This window comes from Hufsiella ginkgonis, assembly GCF_009834915.1.
GTDB classification, from domain to species: Bacteria; Bacteroidota; Bacteroidia; order Sphingobacteriales; family Sphingobacteriaceae; genus Hufsiella; species Hufsiella ginkgonis.
Genome location: NZ_WVHS01000001.1, coordinates 322143 through 348666, shown reverse-complemented (window position 1 = coordinate 348666; position 26524 = coordinate 322143). Strand labels below are relative to the sequence as shown.

The following is a 26524-nucleotide window of genomic DNA, read 5'->3' as shown; positions in this document are numbered from 1 at the left end:
CCGTGACCAGCCAGCTTTTACAAACACCCGTAGAATACCTTAAGGGCGTTGGCCCGCAGCGCGGAGAAGCGCTCAGGAAAGAACTGGGCATCGCCACGTACGGCGACCTGTTGGTGCATTTTCCATTCCGGTATATCGACAGGACCCGTTTTTACAAGATCCGGGAGCTGAACGACGACCTTGCCGCCGTGCAGGTGATCGGGCGAGTGATTGCTAAGGAACTGGTAGGAGAGAAGCGTACCAAAAGGCTCGTAGCTCAAATCAGGGACGACACCGGCGTGCTCGAACTGGTGTGGTTCCAGGGGATCCGGTGGGCGGATAAGATGCTGACGCCGGGTGCCGTATTCATCGTGTTCGGTAAGCCGGCCACCTTTAACGGGAAACTGTCTATGGCGCATCCCGAACTGGAGTTGTACCAGCCATCCGTAAAGAAGACGGGGAACATGACCCTGCAGCCTGTTTATTCATCGACCGAGAAGCTGAAACAACTTTCGCTCGATACCCGCGGGATTCAGCGCCTCCAGGCCGCCCTTCTCGAACCCGCGTTAAACGAGATCCATGAAACGCTTCCTGCCTACCTCATGCGGGAACATAGGCTGATCTCGCGGCGCAACGCTTTTTTGCAGATACATTTCCCGGAGAGCCCGGCACATTTGCTGGCTGCACAGCAACGGCTAAAGTTTGAAGAGCTGTTTTTTATCCAGCTAAGGCTTTTACGTAATAAGCTGCTTCACAGCCGGAAATTCCGGGGACCCGTGTTCAGGCACGTTGGCGGGAAGTTTAACACGTTTTATCACGATAAGCTCCCTTTTGAACTCACAGGGGCACAGAAACGCGTACTGAAAGAGATCCGGCTGGATACCCAGCGAGGCGTGCAAATGAATCGTTTACTACAGGGCGATGTAGGCAGCGGGAAAACCGCGGTGGCGCTGATGTGTATGCTGCTGGCAGTTGACAATGGCTGCCAGGCCTGCCTGATGGCCCCTACAGAGATCCTCGCCAAGCAGCACGCCAGCTCACTGATGGATATGACCGGCGGCGACCTGGTGACCATCCGTTTACTTACCGGGTCCACTTCCCGCAAGGAACGCAGGATTTTACACCAGCAGCTTGAGTCGGGTGAGATCGATATACTGGTGGGCACACATGCCCTTATCGAAGATACGGTGCAATTTAAGAACCTAGGACTGGTAGTGATAGACGAGCAGCACCGTTTCGGGGTTGAGCAACGCGCCAGGCTCTGGAGAAAGAATACCCTGCCGCCGCACGTGCTGGTAATGACCGCAACCCCCATCCCGCGTACGCTGGCAATGACCCTTTACGGCGACCTCGACGTTTCCGTGATCGACGAGCTCCCGGTGGGCCGTAAACCCATCAAGACCATCCATCTTTACGAAAGCCAGCGGCTCCGTATGTTTGGCTTTATGAAGCAGGAGATCGCGCTGGGGAGGCAGATCTACGTGGTATACCCCCTCATCCGCGAAAGCGAGAAGCTCGACCTGCTGCACCTGGAAGCGGGGATCGAGGCCATCTCGCGCACGTTCCCATTGCCCGAATACCGCATCAGCATCGTACACGGGCAGATGCCGGTAAAAGACAAGGACTTTGAAATGCAGCGGTTTGTGAAAGGCGAAACGCAGATCATGGTGGCCACTACCGTAATAGAAGTAGGTGTGAACGTGCCTAATGCCAGCGTAATGATCATAGAAAACGCGGAACGCTTCGGGCTATCGCAGCTACACCAGCTTAGGGGCCGCGTGGGACGTGGTGCGGAACAATCTTACTGTATCCTGATGTCGGGGAACAAGCTTAGCCGCGAGGCCAGGATCCGTTTAGAGACCATGGTGCGCACCAGCGACGGGTTCGAGATCGCCGAGATCGACCTGCAGCTGCGCGGTCCCGGCGATATTGAAGGTACCCAGCAAAGCGGTACCCTTGATCTTAAGATCGCCGACCTGGCACATGACCAGGAACTGCTTGCTGCCGCGCGGAACACCGTGACCAGGATCCTCGATGCCGACCCGGAGCTGGCCGACCCTGACAATTTGCTTCTCAAGGCCTTTTTTAGCCGTATGGAGAACGGTATTTCGTGGAATAAGATCTCTTGAGTGGGTTCTACGCCTTAAAACGATTAAATTTGCGTCAAATCACCCATATGAAAGTTTTCCGGCTATCCTTTTTGTTCCTGCTGCTGTGTGGCAGCGCTGTTGCCCAGAATGCGGATTCTGTTATGTTCCGTAAGTTATTTGATGAAGCGCTCGTAAACGGTAATAGCTACCAGAACCTCGAATATCTTTGTAAAAAGATCGGTCCACGGCTGAGCGGTTCGGCAAATGCCCAAAAAGCGGTTGAGTGGACCAAAAAACTGATGGAAGGTTATGGCTTCGACCGGGTTTACCTCCAGGAAGTAATGGTCCCCCATTGGGTGAGGGGCGAAAAAGAAACCGCAAAGATCCTTGTGGGCAAAACCCAGATCAGCGTCCCTATCGCTGCGCTTGGCATGTCGGTAGGCACGCCGAAAGCAGGGGTTACGGCCGAGGTCGTTGAGGTACAAAGTCTCGCGGAGCTGGCCGTACTCGGCGAAAAAGGGCTGAAAGGCAAGATCGTTTTCTTTAACCGGGCATTCGACCCCAAGCCGATCGAAACGGGTATCGCCTACGGAGGTGCGGGAGATCAGCGGCGGTCGGGACCGACTACTGCGGCTAAATATGGTGCGGTAGGCGCTATCGTACGCTCACTTACCGGCGCGCTCGACGATTACCCGCATACAGGCACCACCCTCTACCTGCCCGACGGTAAGAATATTCCCTGTGCCGCCATCTCTACCAAGGGGGCCAACAGGCTGAGTACGCTGATTAAAAGCAATCCGTCCGCCCCGGTGAAGTTCTATTTTAAACAAACCTGCCAGCACCTGGCTGATGTGCTGTCGTACAACGTGGTCGGCGAGTTGAAAGGATCAGACAAGCCGGAAGAAATTATCACCATAGGCGGTCATCTCGACTCCTGGGACCTTGCCGAAGGCGCGCACGACGATGGTACCGGCGTGATGCAATCGGTAGAAGTATTGCGGATATTGAAAGCCACCGGCTATAAGCCAAAAAAAACCGTTAGGGCCGTGATGTTCATGAACGAAGAAAATGGCGCGCGAGGCGGCAAAAAGTATGCAGAAGAAGCGAAAAGGTTAAATGAGAAGCACATTGCGGCGATAGAGTCAGACGAAGGCGGGTTTACCCCGCGCGGGTTTAGTTTCCAGTCCTCGCCCGCGCTCGTGAGGATGATTAAAACCAACTGGCAATCGTTATTGGAACCCTACCAGGCGAGCTCGTTAACCGTGGGAGCTTCGGGCACCGACATCGAGCCGCTGGGCATCGTACCGGGTGTTGTGCTGATCGGTTTCCGCCCGGACTCGCAGCGTTACTTTGATATCCACCATACTCCCGCCGATGTTTTCGAAAACGTGAACAGGCGTGAGCTGGAACTGGGCGGCGCCGCCATCGCCTCCTTGGTTTACCTGATCGACCAGCATGGATTCCCAAAGAACTAAGGTCGATTCTTACGGTGCGTTGCGATACCCTGAGTTCAGGGCGTTTCTTGGCGTCAGGTTTTTTCTGACGTTTGCTTACCAGATGCAGGCGGCGGCGGTAAGCTGGTATGTTTTTCACATTACACATGATAAATTTTCGCTGGGTCTCATCGGCCTTGCCGAAGCGATCCCGGCAGTCGGCATCGCTTTATATGGTGGCTACGTGGCGGATAAGTCTGAAAAAACGCGCCTGTTGAAAACGATCCTGCTCACATTTTTTACCGGGTCGGGGGTAATGTTCGTGGTTACGCTGCCTTCGATGGTGCAGCGCCTGGGACAGGGACACGTGGTATGGATCATCTTTCTCATGATCTTCCTGATGGGTATCGGGCGCGGCTTTCTCGGGCCTACGGTATTTGCCATGGTGGCAAGGATCGTTCCGAGGGAACTTTATCCCAATTCGTCGACATGGAGCACCACGGCCTTCCAGGTCGCCTCCATTGTGGGTCCGGCAGCAGGCGGGTTGCTGATCGGCTTTGCCGGCGTACCGGTAACCTTTGGCGTGATCCTGTTCTTCCTGGTCATGTCGTTTTCGTGCATCTTCTTTCTATCTCACAGTCCGCCGGTTTACGTCCCTAAGGAAAGCATCTACAAGAGCCTGGATGAGGGTATCAAGTTCGTGTTTGGCAATAAAATGATGCTCGGCGCCATGTCGCTCGACCTGTTTTCAGTCTTCTTTGGCGGCGCTGTGGCCTTGTTACCGGCTATCGCCTCCGAAGTGCTTCACGTAGGTGCGAAGGAGTTTGGTATCATGCGCGCCACGCCAGCCGTTGGCGCCGTGATCGTCATGGTGGCTTCGGCACGTTTCTCGCCCATGAACAAGCCCTGGCAAAACCTGCTACTGGCCGTAACCGGGTTTGGCGCAAGCATTATTTGTTACGGGCTTTCTACCAACTATTACCTTACGTTGTTGTTCCTGTTCTGCGAAGGCGCATTTGACAGCGTAAGTGTGATCATTCGCCAGACACTGATGCAGCTCCTCACGCCCGATACCATGCGGGGAAGGGTATCTGCCGTAAATTCCATGTTCATCGGCTCCTCGAATGAGATAGGGGCTTTCGAATCCGGTTTTACCGCCAGGCTGATGGGTACGGTGCCTGCGGTGCTTTTCGGCGGATGCATGACATTGGGCATCGTAACCGTTACTTACCTGAAAACGAAAATGCTGGTACCGCTCGGGCTGGGTGACATCCAGGTGCCTAACCAGCCACCGCCTGCTTCAAAATAAATTCATAAAGCTCTACGATCGGCTTCTCGAGCACTTTCCCTACGTGAACGCCGTTTGCCTCGCAAGCATTGCGGAGCGCATCCTGGAAATGGAAAGCGATGGATCCCACGAAGTGGCAATTGTACTCGCGGTAATTGGGGTACGGGAGCACGTGCGATTTTACGAACTCCCGGAAGCCGCTTTTCAGCAACTCCTCCACATAGGGATGTTCGCGATGTTCGGCCATAAAACGGGCGAACGAAGCGAGGTACCGGTTGGGCAGCGGGCGCTTGTACACGTTGTGGATCACGGAATCCTTGGTAAGATCGTATTTCGCCTTAAAGGGCTTTTGCAGGCTAACAGGCATTTGCCCGTTGAGGTATCCTGTGATCAGTTTTTTCCCGAAGAAGCTTCCCGAGCCTTCGTCGCCGAGAATATAACCCAGCCCGTGGAAACCGGGTTGCACATCCTGCCCGTCGAAAAAAGAAATATTGGAGCCGGTACCCAAAATACAGGTGAGCCCTTTGTGGTGGCCGCAGGTGGCATACGCCGAGCCGATCATATCGTTATCGACGCTGATGAACGCGTTCTTAAAAACCCCCGAAAGGCCATTGGAAACCACTTCATGCTTATCAGGGCTGGAGCATCCCGCACCAAAAAAATAGATCTCCTCTACCTGGTCAACATACGGCTGGATTTCCGGCGTATGCATCAGCATGTTGGTAATGTCTTTATCGGTGAGGAAAAAGGGGTTGATACCCGAGGAATGGAACGTTAATTTTTCCGATCCCGGGAGGGAAAGGATCCAGTCTGTTTTAGAAGAACCGCTGTCGGCTACTAAGATCATTTTATATTTCTTCGAGAATTTCGTTTGTTAGCGGTTTACCGATGAACTTTGATACTAACTGATTCTCTTCAATTTTTTTAAGATCGTTGGGGTCGAGCGACGACGAAAGCATGTAGATCTTAATCTCATGCTTGGCGATCCCTTCAATTACGTTGATCTTGCGTAAAAAATCGAATCCGTTCATCTCCGGCATACGAATATCGAGAAAAATGATCTCGGGAATGTCCTTTTTCACCTTAATGCTATTCTCGATATAGGCTACAGCGCGTTGCGGAGAGTCGATCACGACGATATTTTCCGCATAGTTGCTCTTTTCCAGTATTTTCCTGCTGATCAGGTTATCCAGGTAACTATCATCCACCAGCAAAACGGTCTTGTGCCTGTACGCCATATTTATCAAAAATAGTAGTTTAGCCGGGTTATCAAACAGTTGTCCCTGCTGAATTTAAACGCCAACATACATTATACATGAATATAAACGAATAAGTTGCTTAAAACGGGCCTCCTGGTGAAATATAATATTGAACAGGCACCCCGGGAGTTCGCACGATGTTGCTTATATTGTTAAATGAAATTTCGCAGAACGAGACCGGTAGTTATCACGTTCATCCTGTGCCTGGTATCGTTACGTGGCGTCGCGCAGGATATCTATACGGCGCTGCATATGAATGAAATGAGGGATTACCGGTTTGGAAAACCCATGCAGATCACGGAAACCAATACCTTTTACGACGGAAACGCCAGTACAACTGAAAAGAGCGTTAAGCGGTACGATCGTTCAGGTATGCTGGTTACCGAGGAGCGGTATAGCGAAGACGGCACGCTCAAGGCGAAATTATCCTACCACTGCGATACGGCACGGCGGCTTCATTTGCAGCGGGTGTTCGAAAGATGGTCATCATTGGGCTACGCCAAAGAAACTGCCGTGTATACTTACGATGAGAAAGATTGCCTGGTGCAGGTGACCGACCAGGATGCCGAAGGTAACCGAACGCGCCTGGCGAAGATCGTTAACAACGAAAGAGGCGACCCGGTTGAACTCCGGTTGTTCGACCATCGCGGCATGGCTTTTGGCATGGAGACAGCAAAATACGACTACGATAAAAACATCGCCGTTACCAGCCTTTTCTCGAACGATGGCAACCGGCTCTCAGGCGATACACTGATCATCGACTTCGGGTCGGCGGTTAAAAATGGTAACCACCTATCTAATGATCGCGGGGATCCGCTCACATCTTCGGTAACTTATGCCAGCGGCAAAACCTACGTGTACGAACATGAGTACCAGTACGATGTGCTGGGAAACTGTACCGGGGAAAAAGTCTATAAAGTAACCAGCGAGCCCGGCCGTCCAGGGAAAAAGCGGAAGATCGACCGGGTTTATAAAAAGCGGTTCGTATATTATTAATTCTATTATTTCAGGTTCAGTGTTCCCGAGATCTCCTTTAACGAGATCTCCGCCAGTTTTGCCTGGTACTGGGCATCCGAATAACGAACGGTAGCATCCACATAGTTACGTTGTGCTTCCCTGAACTCGAGCGGGGCAATGCTGCCCAACCGGAACTTTTCGAGCGTAATGTCCATGTTTTGTTTAGCCACAGCCTGGTTGGCCGCCTCCAGCTTAACCAGTTCGAGGTTGGTAAGGTAAGTTTGGTAAGCCGAAGCGAGGTTGGACCGTACCGTCAGTTCCAGTTTTTCGTATTCAAGCTGTGCGCTGTTGATTTCGATAGCCGCATTTTTCTCGTTCTTTTTTTGCAGGCCGCCATTAAAAATGGGCACGGAGGCAGTCAGCCCGTAATTAAATCCGCGTCCGCGCGATTGCCGTGCAAAGCCGAGTTCAGATTCCGTTCGGCTGAAGTTATAACCGGTATTTACGCCCACGGTAGGGTAGCGGTTCGCTTTTACTTCTTTAAGGGCTAATTCCGCAATGCGACGGTTTACCACCGCACTTTTTAGCGAAGGATTTTGCTGAAGCGCCGCGGTAAGCAGGCTGGCCTGCTGGAGGCTTTCGTCGATGGTGATGGTTTCTGTGGCCGTAAAATCTGTGTTAACGTCCCTGTTCATCAGGGTGTTAAGGGTGATCTTGGTGCTTCGCAGGAGGTCGCGCTGGCGGAGCAGGTTGGTGGTATCGGTATTCAGATCGACGGTTGCGGCCAGCACTTCAAGCTTTGCGGCACGGCCGATCTCGTACCGGTTCTTTGCGTTGGTGAGCCGCAGGCGCGAAATTTCAAGTGCCGTTTTTGAGGCTTCGAGCTCTTTTTGCTGGCGAACGATATCGTAATACGTATTGGTTACATTAAACACGGTGGTAAGCACTGCGCTCTCCAGGTTGGTGTCTCCCAGTTTCTGGAGCTCTTTCAACCGGTCGTAAGTAGCAAACATGCCAAATCCGTCGAAGATCGTCCAGTTAAGCGTAGGCCCGAAGTTAACGCTCGAGTTGCGCGCACCGGTACGTGTCACCACATCGCCGTTAGATTGTGTCTGCCTGGTGTTCTGTGTGTTGCTGTTGGTGCTCAGGCTGGCGTTAATGGAGGGTGTCATTCCCGCATTCGCCCGGCTCACGTTGTTTTTGCTGACGGCTGCATCGTTTGCAAACAACTTGATGTCGTAATTCTTGTCAAGCGCCGTCCTGATCGCCTCTTCGATGGTAAGCGTTTGCCGGGCGTAGCCTGTGGAAAAGCCGCAAGTGAGTAAAACGATCAGCGGCAATATTTTATAGTTCATCGGGTATCTCTTTAGATTTCGGCTGCCAACAATTCTTTCTCGTTCACTTTATGTGCTTCATCCAACCTGGTGTTGGCCTTATGCGGGCGCGACCACATGGAGTAGATCGCCGGGATGATAAACAACGTCAGCACCAGCGAGAAGGTGGTTCCGCCCACAATTACCACACCCATGCCTATCCGGCTTTTTGCCGCCGCACCCAAGGCTAACGCGATGGGCAAAGCCCCCAGGGCGATGGCGAGACTGGTCATCAGGATCGGGCGTAAACGGGCTTCGGCTGCTTCAACGATCGCCTCGTTAATGGGTTTCCCCTGTTCTTTAAGCTGGTTGGCAAATTCCACGATCAGGATCCCGTTCTTGGTAACCAGCCCGATCAGCATTACCGTACCGATCTGGCTGAAAATATTCCATGTTTGCCCGAATAACCAGAGGGATAGCATAGCTCCCGCAACCGCTAAGGGGACAGTAATAATGATAATGAGCGGATCCACGAAGCTCTCGAACTGGGCGGCCAGGATCAGGTACACAAGTAACAGCGCCAGGCCGAAGGCGAAGAGGGTGTTGGAGCCGCTTTCCTTAAAGTCGCGCGATTCGCCGCTCAGGTCGGTAGAGAAGTTCTTGTCGAGCACTTTTTCCGCAATGCGGTCCATGGCGTCGATCCCGTCGCCAATGGTTTTGCCGGGTGCGAGCCCTGCCGATACCGTGGCCGAAAGGAACCGGTTGTTATGGTATAACTGTGGCGGGCTGCTTTCTTCCTTCATCTCTACCACGTTATCCAGCTGTATCAGCTGCCCGGTGCTGCTGCGTACAAATACCGAGGTAAGGTCCAGCGGATCATCCCGGTCATGTTTATCAAACTGCGCAACCACGGAATATTGCCGGCCATTCATGGTAAAGTAAGCGAAACGGCCGCCACTCAGCGAAAGCTGGAGGGTTTGCGCAATATCCAATACCGAAACGCCAAGGCTCTGCGCTTTGTCGCGGTCGATGGTAATGTTGATTTCAGGTTTGTTGAATTTCAGGTTCATGTCTACTGCCGAGAACGTAGGATCGCTGCCGGCTTCATCCATAAACTTTGGAAGTTTCTCCTGCAGTTGCTGGAAATTCGGCGCCTGGATAATATACTGGATCGGCAACCCGCCCCTCCGGTTCACCGCGATGGTGGGCTGCTCGCTCACCAGCGTGCGTGCCTGGGAGTATTTTTTCGTCATTTTGGTCAGTGCCGCGGCAATCTCCTTTTGGGAGCGTTTTCTTTCGCCCGGCTCAGACAGGGTGATGTTAAGCCGGCCGGTATTTACCGAACCGTTCCCCGACATGCCGGGAGCGGTGATTACCAGGTTATATCGTTTTTCGGGAATGGAATCGTTTACCAGTTTGGCCATTTCGAGCATAAAGTTGTCGGTATACTCGAAGGAGGCGCCCTCCGGTGCGGTAATGGTGGCGCTAATCTGGCTGCGGTCGTCGTACGGCGCTGTCTCCTTTTGCAAGACTACCCAAAACAGGGCGATCAATCCGAAGCACACGATCACGATAGGCCAGCTGATCCATTTTTTCTTCATGAAAGAATTCAGCGATTCAGCGTAACCGCTGGTCATCTTCTCGAAATAGGGTTCCGTCATTTCATAGAACTTCGATTTTTTGTGACCCCCGGCTTTCATCAGGTAAGCGTTCAGCATCGGCGTAAGCGTTAGGGAGACGAAGGCCGATATCAGTACCGCGGAAGCGATCACCACCCCGAATTCGCGGAAGAGCCGCCCTACGAACCCTTCCAGGAAGATCACCGGGAGGAACACCGCGGCCAGCGTGATGGAGATCGAAATTACCGCTACGAAGATCTCGTTAGAGCCTTTTATAGCTGCCTCGATCGGCGACATGCCTTCTTCCACCTTTTTGAAGATGTTCTCGGTAACCACGATCCCGTCGTCAACCACCAGGCCCGTGGCCAGTACGATGGCCAGCAGGGTAAGTACGTTTACCGAAAACCCGAAAAGGTACATCACGAAGAAGGTGGCGACCAGCGAAACGGGGATATCGATGAGCGGGCGGAACGCGATCCCCCAGTCCCTGAAAAACAGGTAAATGATCAGGATCACCAACACCAGCGCGATCAGGATGGTTTCGCCTACTTCGGTAACCGACTGCTTGATAAAGCGCGTGTTATCACTCGCCATGGTAAGCTTGATATCTTTGGGAAGCTCGCTCACCAGCTGGTTGAAGCGCTCGTTCACGGCTTTCGAAATATCCATGTAATTGGTGCCGGGCTGCGGGATAATGGCTATGCCTACCATGGGGCGTCCGGACTCGCGGAGGTTGGTCTCGAGGTTTTCCGGCCCGAACTCGGCCCTGCCGATGTCGCTGAAGCGGATAATGTTGCTGCCCTCGGTTTTAATGATCAGGTCGTTAAATTGTTCCTGGGTGCTCAGGTTACCGATCGTTTTTACGGTGAGCTCTGTATTGTCGCCGCTTACTTTCCCGGAAGGAAGCTCCACGTTTTCGCGGTTCAGGGCATTTCTGACATCTGCGGTGGTTAAGCCGTAGGAGGATAACTTCATCGGGTCGATCCACAGGCGCATGGCGTATTTCTTTTGGCCGTAGATCATCACGCTGCTTACCCCGGGTACGGTTTGCAGGCGCTGCGCGATTACATTGTCGGCAAAATCGCTCAGGTTCAGCAGGTCGCGGGTATCGCTTTTGGCGGTCAGGGTGAGGATCGGCTGCGAATCCGCATCGGCTTTGGAGATCACCGGGGGTGCGTCGATATCCTGGGGAAGACTGCGGGCGGCCTGCGACACTTTGTCGCGGATATCGTTGGCCGCCTCTTCCAGGTTTTTATCAAGGTTAAACTCGACGTTGATCACGCTCGACCCCTGGTTGCTTGACGACGAAATGTTGCGGATCCCGTCGATGGAATTGATCGCTTTTTCGAGCGGCTCGGTGATCTGCGACTCTATAATGTCGGAATTCGCACCCGAATAGCTGGTACGCACCGACACGATCGGCGGGTCGATGGACGGGAACTCGCGCACCCCGAGAAAGGTGAAACCGATCACGCCAAAGAGGATCAGCACGAGGTTCATCACAATGGTGAGAACGGGACGCTTTATACTTGTGGTTGATAAACTCATGTTGTTTTGCTGGTAACTGGCAGCCGCCGGCCAATGGCCCTGTAACCGCTGCTATCGTTGGTTAATCCCATATATCGGTTGCTAGCTCTTAGCCTTCGGCTTTTTGCTTTCCCCTTCTTTTCCTTTGTCTCCTTTACCGGAGCCTGTTTTTACTTTTACGGCGGTTTCCGGTTTCATGGCCATGATACCCGTGGTTAATACGGTATCGCCTGCTTTTAAACCTGAGGTTACCAGCACGTCTTTTTCCGTACGTGCCGAAGTTTCGATCATTACCTCTTTGGCCTTCCCGTCTTCGGTGATGTATACCTTCTTGCCATTCATTACGGGTACTACCGCCTGCGTGGGGATCAGGATGGCATCCTTAATGGTTGCCAGCGGCAGATCGATCTTCGCAAAGGAACCGGGAAGCAGTTTCCCGGAAGGATTGGCGGCGCGCGCTTTAAGCTGCAGGGTGCGCGACCCGGCGTCGATACCCGGTTCAATGGCGAAGATCCTGGCCGAATACTTTCCCGGGAGGCCGGCGATAGAAAACGAAATGGACGAGTTTACATCCAGCTGACCCGCATATTTTTCGGGTACTGAGAACTGGATCTTCACCGGGTCGGTATTTACCAGGTTAGCCACTGCCGTTGTCGGGGTAAGGTATTCGCCTACGGAGATAGAACGGAGACCGATCTTGCCGCTGAAAGGAGCGCGCACCAGGGTTTTGGCCAGCTGTGCACGGATCAGCTGTGTTTGCGCCTGCAGCGAACGGAGGTCGGCCAGCGAAGTTTCATATTCTTCGCGGCTGATGGCTTCTTTTTCCAGCAGCTGTTTTGCGCGGTTCTCATTTTCTGCAGAAAGCTTTTCTTTTGTAAGCGCCTGGGCGAGCTGGGCGCGTAATTCCGAATCATCGATGCGCAGCAACACCTGTCCTTTGCTTACCGACGAGCCTTCCGAAAAGCCGATAGCGCGCACAAGCCCGGGTACTTCGCTCCTGATCTGCACCTGCTCGTTCGCCTGCACCGAACCGGAAACGGAGAGCGAGTTCGAAAATTCGCGCGGCGTAACAACTATGCCTTCTACGCGCATGGGGGGAGCACCTGCCCCGCCGGGACCTCCTTTGCCGCCGCCAGCGCCACCCCGGCCAGCGCCTGCCTGGGCTTTTTCTGCTTTATTTTTGGTGATCCTGTAAGCAACCAATGAGCCCACTAACAGGATCAGGATGGCGTAAACGATATATTTGGTCTTCATATTTTATAAGAGGGAATGCGTGTAAATTAAGAAAAATGAAAGCAGGAACAATATCTGTGAGCTACAGGTAAATGTCCCCGGTTACGCCTGGTCAGCGGGTCGTTTATCATGATGTAATAACAGCAAATCTATTTTTATATGATTGAAGTAAGGGGGATGTATCAACTATTTTACCCTCATGCAATCGATAATAAACAATTGGCGGGGCCTATGGCTTTTATTAATTTTGCCTGATGAACAAATTCTTCACACTTATCCTGTTATTTCTTATGACCAATGCTGAAGCTGCCGTTAAACTCGGGTTTGAAGTATCATTTATCGAACCGCAGGCTCATTATGCCGAGGTAAAGATGAATATAAGCGGCATAGCGAAGGATTATGTAGACCTTAAGATGCCGGTTTGGACGCCAGGATCGTACCTCGTGCGCGAATTCTCGAAGAACGTAGAGGGATTTAGCGCTGCAACCGCTTCCGGTAAGCAGCTCCCGGTAGAGCGGGTACGCAAAAATACCTGGCGCGTTTACGCGAATAAAGGCGACTTTACCGTAAGCTATCGTGTTTATGCCTTCGAGATCTCGGTGAGGACCGCTTTTGTGGACGCTTCGCATGCGTTCTTATCGCCGGCAGGGGTTTTCCTGTACCCAGATGGGATGCTGGCACAGCCGTGTACCGTGGAGATACAACCTTATAACGGGTGGAAAAAGATTTCGACCGGCCTGGAACCGGTTAGCGGGCAGGAAAATACCTTTTATGCACCGGATTTCGATATCCTGTTCGATTCGCCGATCGAGGTTGGCAACCAGGATGTGTTTTCCTTTAGCGCCGCCGGCGTAAATTACGAAATGGCAATGTACGGGCAGGCCAATTATGACAAGCAACGGCTAATGAAAGACATGCCGAAGGTGATTGAAACACAAACTGCCATCTTCGGGGAAAATCCCAATAAACGTTATGTGTTCATCGTACACAATTATGCGGTCGGCAGCGGCGGGTTAGAGCACCTTAACTCAACCGTGCTTGGCGTGGCCCGCAACAGCTACGGTACCGAAAGCGGGTACGTGGGATTTTTGCGGCTCGCAGCACATGAGCACTTTCATTTGTGGAACGTGAAACGGCTGCGTCCCAAAGCGTTGGGCCCGTTCGATTATGAAAACGAGAACTATACCACCAACCTTTGGATTGCCGAGGGATTTACTTCGTTCTTTGACAAATTTTCGATATTTCGTGCCGGGTTTTCTACCCCCGAAGCCTACATGGCCGGCGTACTTGGGGACGTGGGTATAGTAGAAAACCAGCCGGGTAACCGCATACAATCGGCCAGCGAAGCGAGTTATGATGCCTGGACCAAGCAATACCGTCCCAACGAGAACTCAAAAAATACCACCATTTCGTACTATAACAAAGGGGCGCTGATCGCTACGGTAATGAACCTGGAGATCATGCATGCCACGAAGGGCGAAAAATCGCTCGACGACCTGATGCGTGCGATGTATGAAACGTATTACAAGAAGCTGAAGCGCGGTTATACCGATGCGGAGTTCAGGGAAATGGCCGGGAAGATCGCCGGGAAATCGTTAGACGAGATCTATAACGACTACGTAAACGGCACGGAACCGATCAATTACAACAAGTATTTCGGCTATGCCGGGTTGAAGATGATCTATGATGATGCGGCAAAAACGACCGCCGTGCTGGGGCTTACACTCGCATTAAAGGATGGCAAAACAACCGTAACGAATGTGGCCCGCGGAAGCGCGGGATGGGACGACGGCATTAACGTGAACGATGAGATCCTGGCGATCAACGACCAGCGCATCAACCCGGTGGCTGTGGAAACAGGTAAAGCTACTGAAGTAGACAAGGCGATCGCGTCTATGAAACCAGGCGATAAGATCACGGTGCTGGTTAACCGCGACGGCTTGCTGCAAACCCTGAAAGTAACGCTCAAAGGCGATCCTACCATCAAGTTTAAGGTGCTGGCGGAAGAATCTGTTACGCCGGCACAAGCCGCTGTGCGCAAAAAATGGCTGAATATATGATCCTAACCGATAGTCATACTCACCTGTACTACGAAACCGACGCGGTAAAACGGGAGGCCCTGGTTCAGCGCGCCATCGCAAATGGGGTATCGCGCCTTTTCCTGCCAAATGTAGACTCGTCGTCCATCTCCCTGGTAATGAGCCTGGCGGCAGAATATCCCGATAATTGTTTCGCGATGCTTGGCTTGCACCCTTGCGACGTCAAGGAAAATTACCAGGCGGAGCTGGATGTGATCTATGCCGCGTTGTCAAAACATAAGGTATATGCCGTCGGCGAGATCGGTATCGACCTGTATTGGGATAAAACCACCCTGGCGATCCAGGTAGATGCTTTCCGGCAGCAGATCGAATGGGCGAAGCAGCGGGACCTGCCGATCGTGATCCATTGCCGCGAAGCGTTCGATGAAGTATTCGATGTATTGGCCGATGAGCACGATGAGAGATTAAAAGGGATCTTCCATTGTTTTACAGGCACCGCAGAACAGGCGGAGAAGATCATCCGGCTGGGGTTCTACCTGGGCATCGGCGGCGTGGTCACCTATAAAAACTCCGGGCTGGATAAGGTGGTAGCCGATCTTCCGCTGGACAGGATCGTGCTCGAAACAGATTCCCCTTACCTCACCCCGGTACCCTTCCGGGGCAAGCCTAACGAAAGCAGTTACCTCCTGCATATTGCGCAAAAAGTAGCCGACCTGAAGCAGCTGCCGATAGCGGAAATAGCCGGAATCACCACGGAAAATTCAAAAAATATATTTTTAAGATAAACGCCATCGTTTCTTAATTTAAAAAACGAAATTAGGCTGATAAATGAAGATACTGATTATCTATACCGGCGGGACCATTGGGATGATCAACGACGCTGGTTCCGGTGTGTTGAGGCCGCTGGATTTTAGCCAGATCTTAGATAACGTCCCCGAGCTTAAGCGCCTCAAATACCAGATCACGGTACATTCGTTCCAGCCGATAATCGATTCCTCGAACATGAAGCCCGGGATTTGGGTGGAACTGGCCGAAAAGATCGCAGAAGGATACGAGGAATACGATGGGTTCGTGATCCTCCATGGGTCTGATACCATGGCCTTTACGGCATCGGCGCTCAGCTTTATGCTCGAAGGGTTAAGCAAACCCGTAGTGTTTACGGGCTCGCAGCTGCCTATCGGGCAGATCCGTACGGATGCCAAAGAAAACCTGATCACGGCCCTGGAAATCGCTTCCGCTAAACAGAACGGCCTGGCGAAGGTGCCTGAAGTATGCATCTATTTTGACTCCCAGCTTTTTCGCGGGAACCGGGCATTCAAATATAATTCCGCGAAGTTCGAAGCATTCCGCTCGCCAAATTACCCGGTGCTGGCCGAAGCGGGCGTCCACCTGCGTTTTAACGAAGCGAACATCCGCAAGGCGGAAGGGAACGTGTTTAAGCTACACAAAAAGCTCGTGAACTCCATCGCCGTGCTGAAACTTTACCCGGGGATCAGCGAAAGCGCGGTGAAAGCGATCGTGAACTCTGATGTGAAGGCCATCATTATGGAAACGTTCGGCGCGGGAAACACCACTACCGATGAATGGTTCCTGAGCTGCCTTCGCGATGCGATCAAGAATCGCAAGATCGTTCTCGATATTTCGCAATGTAAAGTGGGTATCGTAGAGCTTGGCCGGTATGAAACCAGCCGCGAACTAAAAGCGATGGGCGTTGCCAGCGGCTATGATATGACTTACGAAGCAGCGGTAACCAAACTGATGTTCCTGCTGGGTCGCGGACTGAGCGACAGTCGCATCGTCCAGCTGCTCGAAACAGACCTGAGAGGCGAACTGAGCAAGACCAACCCGCTGGCCTGGTCAAAATCGGTATTTTAACACCGGGTTTCGTCCGTAAAAGCGTCATGAGAATGCGTATGAGGCAGCTGGCCTTTATTACGTCTGTCGCATTATTTACCGCTTTTCATTACCCGCCCGCTTCCTGGGCCGATCAGCTGAAGTTTCCGCGCGTGCGCGGGGCGTAGCCGGAAAACAGGCCGGGGTGTCGTTTAATCTTACAGCGAATGGATTGCGGGCAAATACGCCCGGGATATATATTGATCTGCGCTGCTGGTCGTTCATATAACCATGGGTATTTCATTTGCGTTCAGCACCAGGTCTGCACCTGCTTTTTCGAGGGCATGCTGAGGCATGTAAGCGACTTCCGCCGTGGCGGGATTTTGTATGATCACCCGGCCGCCACAGGCTTTTACCGCTTTCAGGCCTTCGGTGCCATCGGCGTTGGCGCCGGAAAGCAGGATCGCGGTGAGCGACTTACCATAGGCTTCGGCGGCTGTCTGGAACGAGATGTCGATACTTGGCCTGCTATAATTTATCTTTTCGGAGTAATCCAGCGAGATCGTATGGTCCTGTTCCACCAGCAGGTGGTAGTCTGCAGGCGCTATATAGATGGTGTCGCTGCGGATCGGGTCTTTTTCGTCGGCTTCCTTTACCGGCACGGGGCTTTTTATAGAGAGAAGCTCGGCGAGCGTAGAGTCGTCGCCGGTTTTGCGATGCAGTACTATGATGATGGGTGGCACATGCCTGTTTTTTAACCCCGCCAGCAACTGGATGATGGCGTCGAGGCTTCCTGCCGAGCCGCCGATGATGACCAATCCTTTTGCTGCGCTCATGCCATTTTCCTCCAGATCTTTTCTTTTCCCAACTGTTTAAAGTTAGGCGCCACAGACGAAAAACGCAGGGTCTCTTTCGAGCCTAACGCCAGGTAACCCAGGTTGTCGAGGCTTTGCTCGAATAGTTTGAATACCTTTGCCTGCAGGTCTTTGTCGAAATAAATAAGCACGTTACGGCAAATAATGAGCTGGAACTCGTTAAAGGAATGGTCTGAAACCAGGTTATGGGTTGAGAAGATCATCTTACTGCTCAGTTCCGAATTGAACTTGGCCAGGTCGTAGTTAGCGGAATAATAACTTGAAAAGTCCTTTTTTCCGCCCGATTGAATATATTTCTCCGAATGCCCTTTCATGTGACTAAGCGGGAACAGGCCTTTGCTGGCCCTCTCGAGCACACCCGGGTTAATATCGGTGGCGTACAGCAGCGACTTGTGGAACAGGTTGGCTTCCTGTAAAAGGATAGCCATCGAGTATACTTCTTCGCCGGTAGAGCATCCCGCATGCCAGATCCGGATGAACGGGTAAGTTCCCAACGTGGGAAGCACCGTTTCGCGCAATACCCGGTAAAAGGAAGGGTCGCGGAACATTTCGGTCACGTTTACCGTGATCTCTTCGATAAACCGTTTCAGGTATTCGGGGTTGGTGCGCACGGTATAGCGCATTTCGGCAAAGCTGGGAAATTTATCGAGCGTAAACAACCGGTTGATGCGCCGCTTTAACGAGGCTTTGGAATATTCGTTAAAGTCGTACCCATAGATCTCCAGCAGGTCATTCAGTAATATAGATATGTTATCGTCGTTAACCGCCTGGAAATCCATCTCTTCTCGTTATCTATTTCATGTGTGCCCGCAGCAGTTCCAGCAGCTGGTCGATATCTACCGGTTTCGAGATATAACCTGAGGCACCTGCATCGAGGCATTTTTCGCGGTCGCCCGTCATTGCCTGTGCCGTTACGGCGATTACGGGCAGGTCGGCGATGCGGTCCATTTTCCGCATCTCGGCCATGGCCTGGTAACCGTCCATCTCCGGCATCATCATATCCATCAAAACAATGCCAATATCCGGCGTAACGATCAGCAGGTTCAGTCCTTCGCGTGCGCCCGGCGCCGAAACGCATTCGAATCCCTTGGAGCGCAGCACCATGCTCAGGGCGAAAATGTTCCTTGCATCGTCGTCGATGATCAAAATCTTCTTCTTATGGCTCATCCCTTAAAGCGATTTATCGTATAACCAAACGCGCAGCAGGGAGATCAGCTGGTCGATATCTACCGGTTTCGAAATATAGTCAGATGCACCTGCACGGATGCATTTTTCGCGATCACCTACCATGGCCTTGGCCGTTACCGCCAATACCGGGATGTTTTTGAACCTGGGATGCTGCCTGATCTGGGTGGTCGACTCATAACCGTCCATTTCAGGCATCATCATATCCATAAGTACTATATCTACTTCCGGGTGCGCCTCCAGTTGCCGGAGCGCCTCTTTCCCGTCTGTTGCCGACACTACTTTCATTTTATGTTGTTCCAGCGCTTTGGTCAGCGAAAAGATATTCCGCACGTCGTCATCGGCGATCAGCACGGTTTTGTTTTTTAATACATCATGCAGGCCGCCTGGTTTTTTGATCCCGCCGGCTGTTTTCGTATTTACATTTTCTTCGAGCAGGTGAAGGAATAGCGCCACCTCATCGAGGATACGCTGGTAAGAGTGTGCAGTTTTTACTACGATCGAATCGGCATATTGCTTGATTTTGTTCTCTTCTGCCTTCGAAAGGTTTTTCCCGGTGAAGATGATGATGGGCAGGTCTTCCAGCCCGGGGTTCTTTTTCACGGTTTCCAGCGTTTCGTAGGCATTCTGATCGGGGATGCCCATGTCAAGTATTACGCAATCTACCTCGTTTGTCTGCAGCGCGTTCACGCCCTCGTTTACACTGCCTTTGATCTCGGCATTAATGTTAAATGTTTCGAGGAAGTAGGCAAGTGCCTTGGCGTGTTTCGGGTTTTCTTCTACGATGAGCACTTTGCGCGGGCCTTTGTTCAGTGCTTCTTCCAGCTTCTGGAAGATCTGCTGCATTTGCTCGATCGCTACGGGTTTGTTGATAAAGTCGACGGCGCCCTTTACCATGCTTTCCTTTTTTACTTCCATCGACGACATGATGTGCACGGGGACATGCCTGGTCTTCGGGTTACTTTTTAACTCCTCCATTACCTGCCATCCGTCTTTTACGGGCAGCTGGATGTCCAGCAGGATCGCCAGCGGTTTGTAATGCTGGGCCATCTCCAATCCCTGGTCGCCGCGCACCGCGATCACTCCTTTATAACCGCGCTGATGCGTGTAATCCAGCAGCGCTTTTGCGAATATGGTGTCATCCTCGATGATCAGGATCACCTGGTCGGTACGGTTGATCGCATTGCGGTCGTCGGGTATCTCCTGCGGAATATCCGTAGCGATGAAACGTGTTACCGGCTGCGCCTCACCGGACATTGCCTGCGAGATTTCCGGCTCAGCGGGTCCTGGTGCTGCACCTTCATCCGGCCGTGCCGTCGGGATGCGAACGGTGAATTCGCTGCCTTCGCCGGGTTCGCTTTTCAGCCGGATCTCCCCGCCGAGCAGTTTGGCCAGCTCGCGGCTGATGGAAAGCCCGAGGCCTGTACCGCCGAACTGGCGGCGGGTGGATCCGTCGGCCTGTTGGAAGGCTTCGAAGATCAGGGCCTGTTTTTCCTTTGGAATACCAAGCCCGGTGTCTTTTACCGCGAACTCTATCCACCCCGGGGCGTTTTCGCGGCTTTGGATCTCCAGGCTTACGCTTCCTTTGGTGGTGAATTTTAATGCATTCGAAAGCAAGTTTTTCAGGATCTGTTCTAACCGCAATTTATCGGTGCTGAATGTTTCCGGCAGCCCCACGGGGAGCTCGAGGAGCAGCTCGAGGTTCTTCTCGCGGGCAATGGGCGCAAAGAGCGATTTCATGTCCTGTACCACTTCCTCTACAGAAACTTCGGTATACTCGAGGTCCATTTTACCGGCTTCGATCTTCGAAAGATCGAGGATCTCGTCGATCAGGCTTAAAAGGCTTTTCCCGGAATTCTGGATCACCCTGGCCGATTCTACCTGCTCGTCATTTAACGTTTCATCCTGGTTTTCGGATAGCATGCGCGAAAGCAGCAGGATCGAATTAAGCGGCGTGCGCAGCTCGTGCGACATATTGGCGAGGAACTCTGATTTGTACTTGGTGCTTAGTTCCAGTTCTTCCGCTTTGCGCTGGATGTCGAGATTTCGTTCTACGATCACCTGGTTCTTTTCTTCGAGCAAACGGCTGCGTTCCTCCAGCTCCTGGTTGGCCTGAAGCAGTTCTTCCTGCTGTACGCGAAGCTCTTCTTCCGAGGCCTGGAGCTTTTGGGTTTGGGTCTCCAGCTCGGTATTGATGTTCTCCATCTCGCTGTGTTGCGCCTGGAGCTCTTCGGACTGCGATTGCGTTTCTTCCAGCAGCTCCTGCATCCGCCTGCGGTTTTGCGCCGACTGGATGGCCACACCGACGTTGGCGGAAATGCTGCGGAAATATTCGCGGTCCCTTTCGGTGAAGGCGTCTACGGAACCAAGCTCGATCACCCCTTTAATATAGGATTCGTGGTAGATCGGGAATGCGATCATGTTGGTTGGTTTTACCTCCACGGCTGCGAAGCTGATGGAGATGCTCCCGGCCGGGATATCAGTCAGCAGGATCTCTTTCTCGCTGGCGGCGCACTGGCCCGCTAGTCCTTGTCCCAGCGGGATAGATTCCCGGGTGCCGTCATTAACAAATGCATAAGAACCGGCAAGCCTGAGGGTATCGCGGTTCTGTATCACGTAAAGCGTACCCACCTGGCTTTCGGTGTAAGACGCTACGGAATCCATAATGTCGCTGGCCAGTGTTTCGATGTCTTTTTCGCCAACCATGGTTTCGTTTAGCTTGGCAATCCCGGTTTGGAGCCATTCCTTGTCAGAAAGAAGTGTAAATGAGTAATCCAGCGATTCCGCCATCCTGTTGAGCGAAAGCGCGAGGCTGCCCAAGCCGTCTTTCTCGTCGTCGTTAACACGGGTTTTATAGTCGCCTTCCGAGATTTTTTCGGCAATGCCCTGGATGATATTGATGCGGTGACTGATCTCTACATCCTTTTCCTGAAGCGCCAATTGTAATCTTACCCGTTGTTTAAAGTCGCCCATCACCCTGAAATAGAAGTAGATGGTAATAAATACGGCTAAAATAGCTGCCATTATGATCATCATCGGCGTAAGCGCGGCGAACTGTTTCATGTCTGCGGTGCGGTCATTCAGCAGCCGCTGCTCGGAGGCCTGCATCCGTTTGACTACTTCCCGGGCATCGTCCATATATATTTTCCCCTGGCGGAGCTCGGCAGTGACAATGGGGGTGCCTGCCTTTCGCCGGTCGATGTTCTCTTTCAGCCTGACGATGCGTTTCAGGATGATGTTATTCAGCTGCTGGTAGCCCTTTTGTTGGTCGGGGTTATCCACAGTGAGCGTTTTTACCCGGTTCAGGTAACTGATGGCCTTTTCGTAAGCGCCATTGTAAGGTTCGAGGAATTCCGGTTCGCCGGTAAGCAGGAAGCCCCGCTGCCCCGTTTCTGCATCCTTTAAGGTAGAGATCACATTTTCCAGTTCCTGGATCACCTCGTTGGTATGGTTTACGAGGCGCGAACTTTTCAACAGGTTAGTAATACTTACGTATGAGGCTACCGAACTGGTGATAAGCAGCAATAACGAAAGCCCGAACCCGATCTGAAGATTGCGTGTAATGGTTGATTTCATTGGCCAAAAAATGGGGTAAAATGAAAAGTATTATAAAACGCCCGATATCGGTAACGTGAAGGAGAAAGTAGAGCCCTTGCCTTCTTCGCTTTCCACCTGGTAGGTACCGTTATGGCGCCGGAGGATCTCCGCACAAATATACAGCCCGATGCCCATTCCCTGGAAACGGTGAGATGTTTCCTCTACCCGGTAAAACTTATCGAAAATCCCGGCTTGTTTTTCGGCGGGGATGCCGATTCCATTATCTTTTACTTTCACTACCAACTGGTTATCAGGCGACGTAGAAACGTCTACATATACTTCTTTGGTGCCCGGCGAATATTTAAACGCATTGGTCAGGTAGTTGATCAGCACTTGTTCTATGCGTACCTCGTCGCCGAAAACCTGCACGTTGGCTTTTCCGGTGAGGATGATCCGTACCCCATCATGGGTTTGCCTGATAATATCGATCGCGCTGTTGAGCAGCGGTTCGAAGTCGAAATGTTTCTTGTTGAATTTAAGCTTGCCGCTTTCGATCTTGGAAATGTCCAGCAGATCGGCGATCAGGTTGTTCAGTTTATCGAGCTGCACCATGGTGCGCTGCAGGTATTGCCGGGTGGTGCCGCTGTTCCCGTCGTGAATGGAACGCTCAGAAAGCTGGAGATATGCCTTGATGCTGGTAAGCGGCGTTTTTAACTCGTGACTGGCAATACTAATAAATTCGTCCTTTTTCTTCTCCGCTTCTTTCCTGAACTCGATCTCTTCACGCAACGTGTCCTGGATCTGGGTAAGCTCCATGGTTTGCTCGTACAGCCGGTAGAAAGTCTTTACCTTGAGCAGCAGGATATCGGGATCCACGGGTTTTGTCACATAATCGAGACCTCCCGACGCATAGCCCTTGGTTACAAACCGCTTGTCTGTATTAATGGCCGATAAGAAAATAATGGGAATATCTTTTGCCTTGCTATACCCTGAAATAGCTTCCGCCACTTCAAAGCCATCCATTCCCGGCATTTGCACGTCGAGAATAATAAGCGCGTAGGCATTTTTTAAGATCTTTTTGAGCGCCTCTTCGCCGGAGTTGGCGGTATCCACACGGAAATTATTTAGCTCGAGGATCTTTTTTAGCGAGAATATATTTTCGGGCTTATCATCAACAATTAAAATCATCAGTGGACAAGTGAGGCAATGGTTCAGATATGTATGTGTTTAATCGAGATCTTCTCCTAATCAGGTCATAACATAGACATATTCTTGATAGTTTTAAAAAGTTTAATTTTTTTAGTTAAGCGCATCGAAGCTGTACCGGGCGTCTGTCCAGAATTCATCGAGGAGAATGATCCTTGGTTTCAGGAAGGAGATCAGTTGGGGCCAATCCTCCTGGCGGAAGATGTTTACGCCATCGATGGTTTTGCCGATGCGGCTCACCAGGCGCCCGTTTTCATCGGGAACATGTAATTCCCAGTCCCATTCTTCCCGCAGGTAACCGGCGAGCATATTTTTCAGCTCCCCGAACTGTTCGTAAAACAGCTCCCGGATGCCGGCGTCGGGATGGGTAAGCGTTATGGCGATGGAAGCTTGCCGGTTGTCCGCATCCATTTTAAAATAGATATGTTTAATGCCGGTTTTGTAGTTGATCCAGTTTATTTTTAGTCCTTCTGCGGAGGGTTGCGGAGCGATGTACTGGCCGAACGCCGTCCAGAATGCCTGTTTTATTTTCGAAGCTTCTTCCCTGGAATACATAATAGCACAAAAAATTCTTTTATCCTGATTGTAGCAGCGTGGCAAAATTCCTATAAAAAGTATATAACACAAAAAATAAAACCATCGGGACCGCTGCAAGCGTAACCGGCTTTTAGGCTCCGTCAAGGAGGAAACCCGGCGTAAGCGTGATTTTTACAGGGAAATCGCCGTTGAGGTGTTTAACCGGCTATTTTGCGGTATCTTGATCCTTTCAAACTAACGCTATGAAGCTGGCCTCACAAATCCTCATCGCCCTGGTGGCCATCGAACATCTTTACATTCTCTGGATAGAGATGTTTGCATGGACGACCGCCGGGCGAAGAACCTTTAAATCGTTCCCTGCACATCTTTTCGAGCCCACCAAGGCATTGGCGGCCAATCAGGGCCTGTACAACGGGTTTCTATCTGCCGGGCTGGTTTGGTCATTGTGTATCACCGATGCGGCATGGAGCAGCCATGTGGCTACTTTCTTTCTCGGCTGTGTGGTGGTCGCCGGCCTGTTCGGCGCGATTACGGCAGATAAAAAGATCTTTTTTACCCAGGGATTACCGGCATTGACCGCATTGCTGGCAACCATGCTGCGTTAACGGTTTTGCGTATGCCTGTTTTACCGCGGGTAATGGCCTGATTTTATTTTATTTGTCGTTTATTTTTAGAAAATAATAACTACTATGGTGTTATGAAATTAATATGCATACCCGGCCCTTCTCCTGTATTGATTTATCAAAAGAGATAGCTATGTATTCATAATAAAATATAAACTATGAAAATCCTCTTAGATAAGTCTAAGGGGATTTTTTGTTTTGGGGTAGCTGGCAAAAAGCTGACTCATTGGATGATGGAATATAGCTCAACGGTAGAGCAGCACTCTTATACGGTGTCGGTTAAAGGTTCGGGCCCTTTTATTTCCACTTGTTTGCCGGGTGTTTAGCTGCGGGTGGTTTCGTTTTGTCTAGAATATTGCTTGTTTGATTTGATAATTAAATCGGATCAGGCTTAAAAGTTTGGGAGCTATCAGCTTTCAGATTTCAGCGATCAGCTTTGATTACCTGTCAAACCTGGAATACTACTCAGGAAGAGTTCAACGTCTGGACGTTTACCGTCCAACACATTAATCTTCCGGCTTCTCCTTAGGATCCGCCATGCGCACAATTCTTGGCTGGAAGGTGGCAAGTACTTCCACCAGATCGCGCTGCGAAGCCATCACGGTATGAATATCCTTATAGGCCATCGGGGCTTCGTCCATGTCAGATCCCATCAACGTGATCCTTTTTTCGATTAAGTTGGCAGCGATGGCCGCCTTATCGAGCGTCTTAAAAGCTGCCGAGCGGCTCATGCGTCGCCCTGCGCCGTGCGATGCGGAATTGATCGACGCGGGGTCTCCCTTACCGCGGACTACAAAACCGGGAGTGCTCATCGAGCCAGGTATGATGCCCAACACGCCCTTCCCTGCAGGTGTGGCGCCCTTACGGTGTACCATTACTTCGGTGCCGTCTGCCAGCTGTTCCTTCCAGGCGAAGTTATGGTGGTTTTCAATACGTTGTACCGGTTGCCTGTTGAGCGCGCGGGCGATCTTGTTATGGATCTCGTGGTGATTGGCAGAGGCATAGTCCCCGGCCAGGTTCATTGCGATCCAGTATTCCTGTCCCTCTTCTTTGTCGAGGTCGAGCCAGGCCAGGTGCTTCGCATGAGATGGCAGTCTGGTTTTCGATCCGGCGATCTTCGAGTAATGAGCTGCAATGCTTCCGCCGAAACCGCGCGACCCGGAATGCGAAAGCAAGGCGAGGTAATTACCTGCCGGGAGACCATCCGGTCCGTCTTCGGCGATAGATAATTCGCCCCATTCTACGAAATGGTTACCGGTACCTGAGGTTCCTAACTGGGCATAGGCCTTGTCTTTCAGCGAACGGATCACCCGCGTGGCGTTCCAATCGGCCCGGTCGAACAGGGAAGAGTCGAACCTGACTTTATTAGTGCCGCCTACGCCGAAATTGGTATGGTTGAGCAGCATGTTCTTCAGCAGTGCGGTTTCGGTATCCACCATCCCTGCAGGCAGGTCGAAAATGCTCATACACATACGGCACGCAATGTCTACACCTACCGCGTAGGGAATGATGGCATTTGCCATGGTGGCCAGCACCCCGCCTATCGGCAGGCCATATCCCGGGTGCGCATCGGGCATAAGGGCGCCTGCAACGGTTACCGGCAGTTGGATCGCTGTTTTCATCTGTGCGAGGGCGCCCGCTTCAATATGCCCGGCCCCGTAAATAGGAAAGCTGGCAATTTCTTCTTTCAGCGCAAACGAGGAACGGTGCTGTTTCAGGAACCGACCGTTGGCACGTAAAGCCACAACAAACGCGGCCAGCGAGGCGAACTTCCCGCCAGGCACCAGGGTATACGGCTGCGGGTCGTCGATCAGGGCCCCGAGGTTGGTAAGGATTTCCTGCTTATCCATCTCATCGCGTTTAAGCAAGCCGTTGGCTACCCGGCTGAAACTGACGAGGATGTCCAGGTCGTTGATTCCCAGGTTCTCTAATTCACTATTGCTGATCTTTACTTTTTCCATGATACTATCGTTCTGATAGAACAAACTAAC

Annotated in this window: 20 protein-coding genes and 1 tRNA gene; 9 read left to right on the top strand and 12 right to left on the bottom strand. The window is 51.8% G+C overall.

The window, feature by feature from the left end:
• Positions 1-2 precede the first annotated feature (2 nt).
• Genes recG through GS398_RS01415 form a run of 3 tightly spaced genes read left to right on the top strand, consistent with a single transcriptional unit; the run spans position 3 to position 4811 of the window.
• Positions 3-2108, top strand: coding sequence for an ATP-dependent DNA helicase RecG (gene recG, locus GS398_RS01425; RefSeq protein WP_160904959.1), 2106 nt, complete (start codon positions 3-5; stop codon positions 2106-2108).
• Between the two features lie 47 nt (positions 2109-2155).
• Complete coding sequence (locus GS398_RS01420) at positions 2156-3544, top strand: M20/M25/M40 family metallo-hydrolase (RefSeq protein ID WP_160904958.1); 1389 nt, start codon at positions 2156-2158, stop codon at positions 3542-3544.
• The gene (locus GS398_RS01415) at positions 3525-4811 is read left to right on the top strand and encodes an MFS transporter (protein ID WP_160904957.1); all 1287 of its coding nucleotides are present in this window, start codon (positions 3525-3527) and stop codon (positions 4809-4811) included. Before GS398_RS01420 ends, GS398_RS01415 begins: the two co-directional genes overlap by 20 nt.
• Here GS398_RS01415 and GS398_RS01410 read toward each other — a convergent pair.
• Together GS398_RS01410 and GS398_RS01405 are read right to left on the bottom strand one after the other, a co-directional pair.
• Entirely contained in the window at positions 4783-5637 is an 855-nt protein-coding gene (locus tag GS398_RS01410) for an N-acetylglucosamine kinase (RefSeq protein ID WP_160904956.1), read from the bottom strand. The genes GS398_RS01415 and GS398_RS01410 overlap by 29 nt on opposite strands.
• 1 nt (position 5638) lies before the next feature.
• Entirely contained in the window at positions 5639-6028 is a 390-nt protein-coding gene (locus GS398_RS01405; RefSeq protein ID WP_160904955.1) for a response regulator, read from the bottom strand.
• Positions 6029-6205: 177 nt separating this feature from the next.
• Here GS398_RS01405 and GS398_RS01400 point away from each other — a divergent pair, with 177 nt between their 5' ends.
• Positions 6206-7045: a hypothetical protein gene (locus GS398_RS01400; protein ID WP_160904954.1), complete on the top strand. Its 840-nt coding sequence runs from the start codon at positions 6206-6208 to the stop codon at positions 7043-7045.
• Between the two features lie 5 nt (positions 7046-7050).
• On the opposite strand, the gene GS398_RS01395 is transcribed toward GS398_RS01400, so the two are convergent.
• The 3 genes from GS398_RS01395 to GS398_RS01385 form a co-directional block, all read right to left on the bottom strand.
• Positions 7051-8361, bottom strand: a complete 1311-nt coding sequence (locus tag GS398_RS01395) for a TolC family protein (RefSeq protein ID WP_160904953.1) — start codon at positions 8359-8361, stop codon at positions 7051-7053.
• An 11-nt stretch (positions 8362-8372) separates the two neighbouring features.
• Positions 8373-11486 (bottom strand): efflux RND transporter permease subunit, encoded by a 3114-nt coding sequence (locus GS398_RS01390; protein ID WP_160904952.1) that lies wholly within the window; start codon positions 11484-11486, stop codon positions 8373-8375.
• 81 nt (positions 11487-11567) lie between these two features.
• Positions 11568-12719 carry an efflux RND transporter periplasmic adaptor subunit gene (locus GS398_RS01385; RefSeq protein ID WP_160904951.1) on the bottom strand — a complete coding sequence of 384 codons (1152 nt, stop codon included), beginning with the start codon at positions 12717-12719 and terminating at the stop codon, positions 11568-11570.
• Positions 12720-12952: 233 nt separating this feature from the next.
• Here GS398_RS01385 and GS398_RS01380 point away from each other — a divergent pair, with 233 nt between their 5' ends.
• The 3 genes from GS398_RS01380 to GS398_RS01370 are packed head-to-tail and all read left to right on the top strand — an operon-like array spanning position 12953 to position 16612.
• Entirely contained in the window at positions 12953-14758 is a 1806-nt protein-coding gene (locus GS398_RS01380; protein WP_160904950.1) for a M61 family metallopeptidase, read from the top strand.
• Positions 14755-15522 (top strand): TatD family hydrolase, encoded by a 768-nt coding sequence (locus GS398_RS01375; protein WP_160904949.1) that lies wholly within the window; start codon positions 14755-14757, stop codon positions 15520-15522. The genes GS398_RS01380 and GS398_RS01375 overlap by 4 nt, the downstream gene beginning before the upstream one ends.
• Before the next feature lie 43 nt (positions 15523-15565).
• Positions 15566-16612, top strand: a complete 1047-nt coding sequence (locus tag GS398_RS01370; protein ID WP_160904948.1) for an asparaginase — start codon at positions 15566-15568, stop codon at positions 16610-16612.
• A gap of 239 nt (positions 16613-16851) precedes the next feature.
• On the opposite strand, the gene GS398_RS01365 is transcribed toward GS398_RS01370, so the two are convergent.
• From GS398_RS01365 to GS398_RS01340, 6 genes are all read right to left on the bottom strand, one after another.
• Positions 16852-17406: a chemotaxis protein CheB gene (locus GS398_RS01365; RefSeq protein WP_160904947.1), complete on the bottom strand. Its 555-nt coding sequence runs from the start codon at positions 17404-17406 to the stop codon at positions 16852-16854.
• Complete coding sequence (locus GS398_RS01360) at positions 17403-18224, bottom strand: CheR family methyltransferase (protein WP_160904946.1); 822 nt, start codon at positions 18222-18224, stop codon at positions 17403-17405. The genes GS398_RS01365 and GS398_RS01360 overlap by 4 nt, the downstream gene beginning before the upstream one ends.
• Before the next feature lie 13 nt (positions 18225-18237).
• A complete protein-coding gene (locus GS398_RS01355; RefSeq protein ID WP_160904945.1) occupies positions 18238-18612 on the bottom strand; it encodes a response regulator in 375 nt (124 codons plus the stop codon).
• Between the two features lie 3 nt (positions 18613-18615).
• On the bottom strand, positions 18616-22206 hold the full coding sequence (locus GS398_RS01350; protein WP_160904944.1) for a response regulator: 3591 nt from the start codon (positions 22204-22206) through the stop codon (positions 18616-18618).
• A 30-nt stretch (positions 22207-22236) separates the two neighbouring features.
• Positions 22237-23355: a hybrid sensor histidine kinase/response regulator gene (locus GS398_RS01345; RefSeq protein ID WP_160904943.1), complete on the bottom strand. Its 1119-nt coding sequence runs from the start codon at positions 23353-23355 to the stop codon at positions 22237-22239.
• Between the two features lie 111 nt (positions 23356-23466).
• On the bottom strand, positions 23467-23928 hold the full coding sequence (locus GS398_RS01340; RefSeq protein ID WP_160904942.1) for a DUF4268 domain-containing protein: 462 nt from the start codon (positions 23926-23928) through the stop codon (positions 23467-23469).
• 224 nt (positions 23929-24152) lie between these two features.
• On the opposite strand from GS398_RS01340, the gene GS398_RS01335 reads away from it, so the two are divergent.
• Positions 24153-24515, top strand: a complete 363-nt coding sequence (locus GS398_RS01335) for a DUF1304 domain-containing protein (protein ID WP_160904941.1) — start codon at positions 24153-24155, stop codon at positions 24513-24515.
• 253 nt (positions 24516-24768) lie between these two features.
• Positions 24769-24839: transfer RNA gene (locus GS398_RS01330), tRNA-Ile, on the top strand.
• A gap of 200 nt (positions 24840-25039) precedes the next feature.
• On the opposite strand, the gene GS398_RS01325 is transcribed toward GS398_RS01330, so the two are convergent.
• On the bottom strand, positions 25040-26494 hold the full coding sequence (locus tag GS398_RS01325) for an RtcB family protein (protein ID WP_160904940.1): 1455 nt from the start codon (positions 26492-26494) through the stop codon (positions 25040-25042).
• Positions 26495-26524: the final 30 nt, after the last annotated feature.

Bases quoted from the DNA above. Each gene is read 5' to 3' on its own strand.
- GS398_RS01410 (WP_160904956.1), bottom strand. From the start codon at position 5,637: ATGATCTTAGTAGCCGACAGCGGTTCTTCTAAAACAGACTGGATCCTT.
- GS398_RS01340 (WP_160904942.1), bottom strand. From the start codon at position 23,928: ATGTATTCCAGGGAAGAAGCTTCGAAAATAAAACAGGCATTCTGGACG.
- GS398_RS01325 (WP_160904940.1), bottom strand. From the start codon at position 26,494: ATGGAAAAAGTAAAGATCAGCAATAGTGAATTAGAGAACCTGGGAATC.
- GS398_RS01355 (WP_160904945.1), bottom strand. From the start codon at position 18,612: ATGAGCCATAAGAAGAAGATTTTGATCATCGACGACGATGCAAGGAAC.
- GS398_RS01390 (WP_160904952.1), bottom strand. From the start codon at position 11,486: ATGAGTTTATCAACCACAAGTATAAAGCGTCCCGTTCTCACCATTGTG.
- GS398_RS01335 (WP_160904941.1), top strand. From the start codon at position 24,153: ATGAAGCTGGCCTCACAAATCCTCATCGCCCTGGTGGCCATCGAACAT.
- GS398_RS01400 (WP_160904954.1), top strand. From the start codon at position 6,206: ATGAAATTTCGCAGAACGAGACCGGTAGTTATCACGTTCATCCTGTGC.
- GS398_RS01345 (WP_160904943.1), bottom strand. From the start codon at position 23,355: ATGATTTTAATTGTTGATGATAAGCCCGAAAATATATTCTCGCTAAAA.
- GS398_RS01365 (WP_160904947.1), bottom strand. From the start codon at position 17,406: ATGAGCGCAGCAAAAGGATTGGTCATCATCGGCGGCTCGGCAGGAAGC.
- GS398_RS01395 (WP_160904953.1), bottom strand. From the start codon at position 8,361: ATGAACTATAAAATATTGCCGCTGATCGTTTTACTCACTTGCGGCTTT.
- GS398_RS01370 (WP_160904948.1), top strand. From the start codon at position 15,566: ATGAAGATACTGATTATCTATACCGGCGGGACCATTGGGATGATCAAC.
- GS398_RS01415 (WP_160904957.1), top strand. From the start codon at position 3,525: ATGGATTCCCAAAGAACTAAGGTCGATTCTTACGGTGCGTTGCGATAC.
- GS398_RS01385 (WP_160904951.1), bottom strand. From the start codon at position 12,719: ATGAAGACCAAATATATCGTTTACGCCATCCTGATCCTGTTAGTGGGC.
- GS398_RS01360 (WP_160904946.1), bottom strand. From the start codon at position 18,224: ATGGATTTCCAGGCGGTTAACGACGATAACATATCTATATTACTGAAT.
- GS398_RS01405 (WP_160904955.1), bottom strand. From the start codon at position 6,028: ATGGCGTACAGGCACAAGACCGTTTTGCTGGTGGATGATAGTTACCTG.
- GS398_RS01350 (WP_160904944.1), bottom strand. From the start codon at position 22,206: ATGAAATCAACCATTACACGCAATCTTCAGATCGGGTTCGGGCTTTCG.
- GS398_RS01420 (WP_160904958.1), top strand. From the start codon at position 2,156: ATGAAAGTTTTCCGGCTATCCTTTTTGTTCCTGCTGCTGTGTGGCAGC.
- GS398_RS01380 (WP_160904950.1), top strand. From the start codon at position 12,953: ATGAACAAATTCTTCACACTTATCCTGTTATTTCTTATGACCAATGCT.
- GS398_RS01375 (WP_160904949.1), top strand. From the start codon at position 14,755: ATGATCCTAACCGATAGTCATACTCACCTGTACTACGAAACCGACGCG.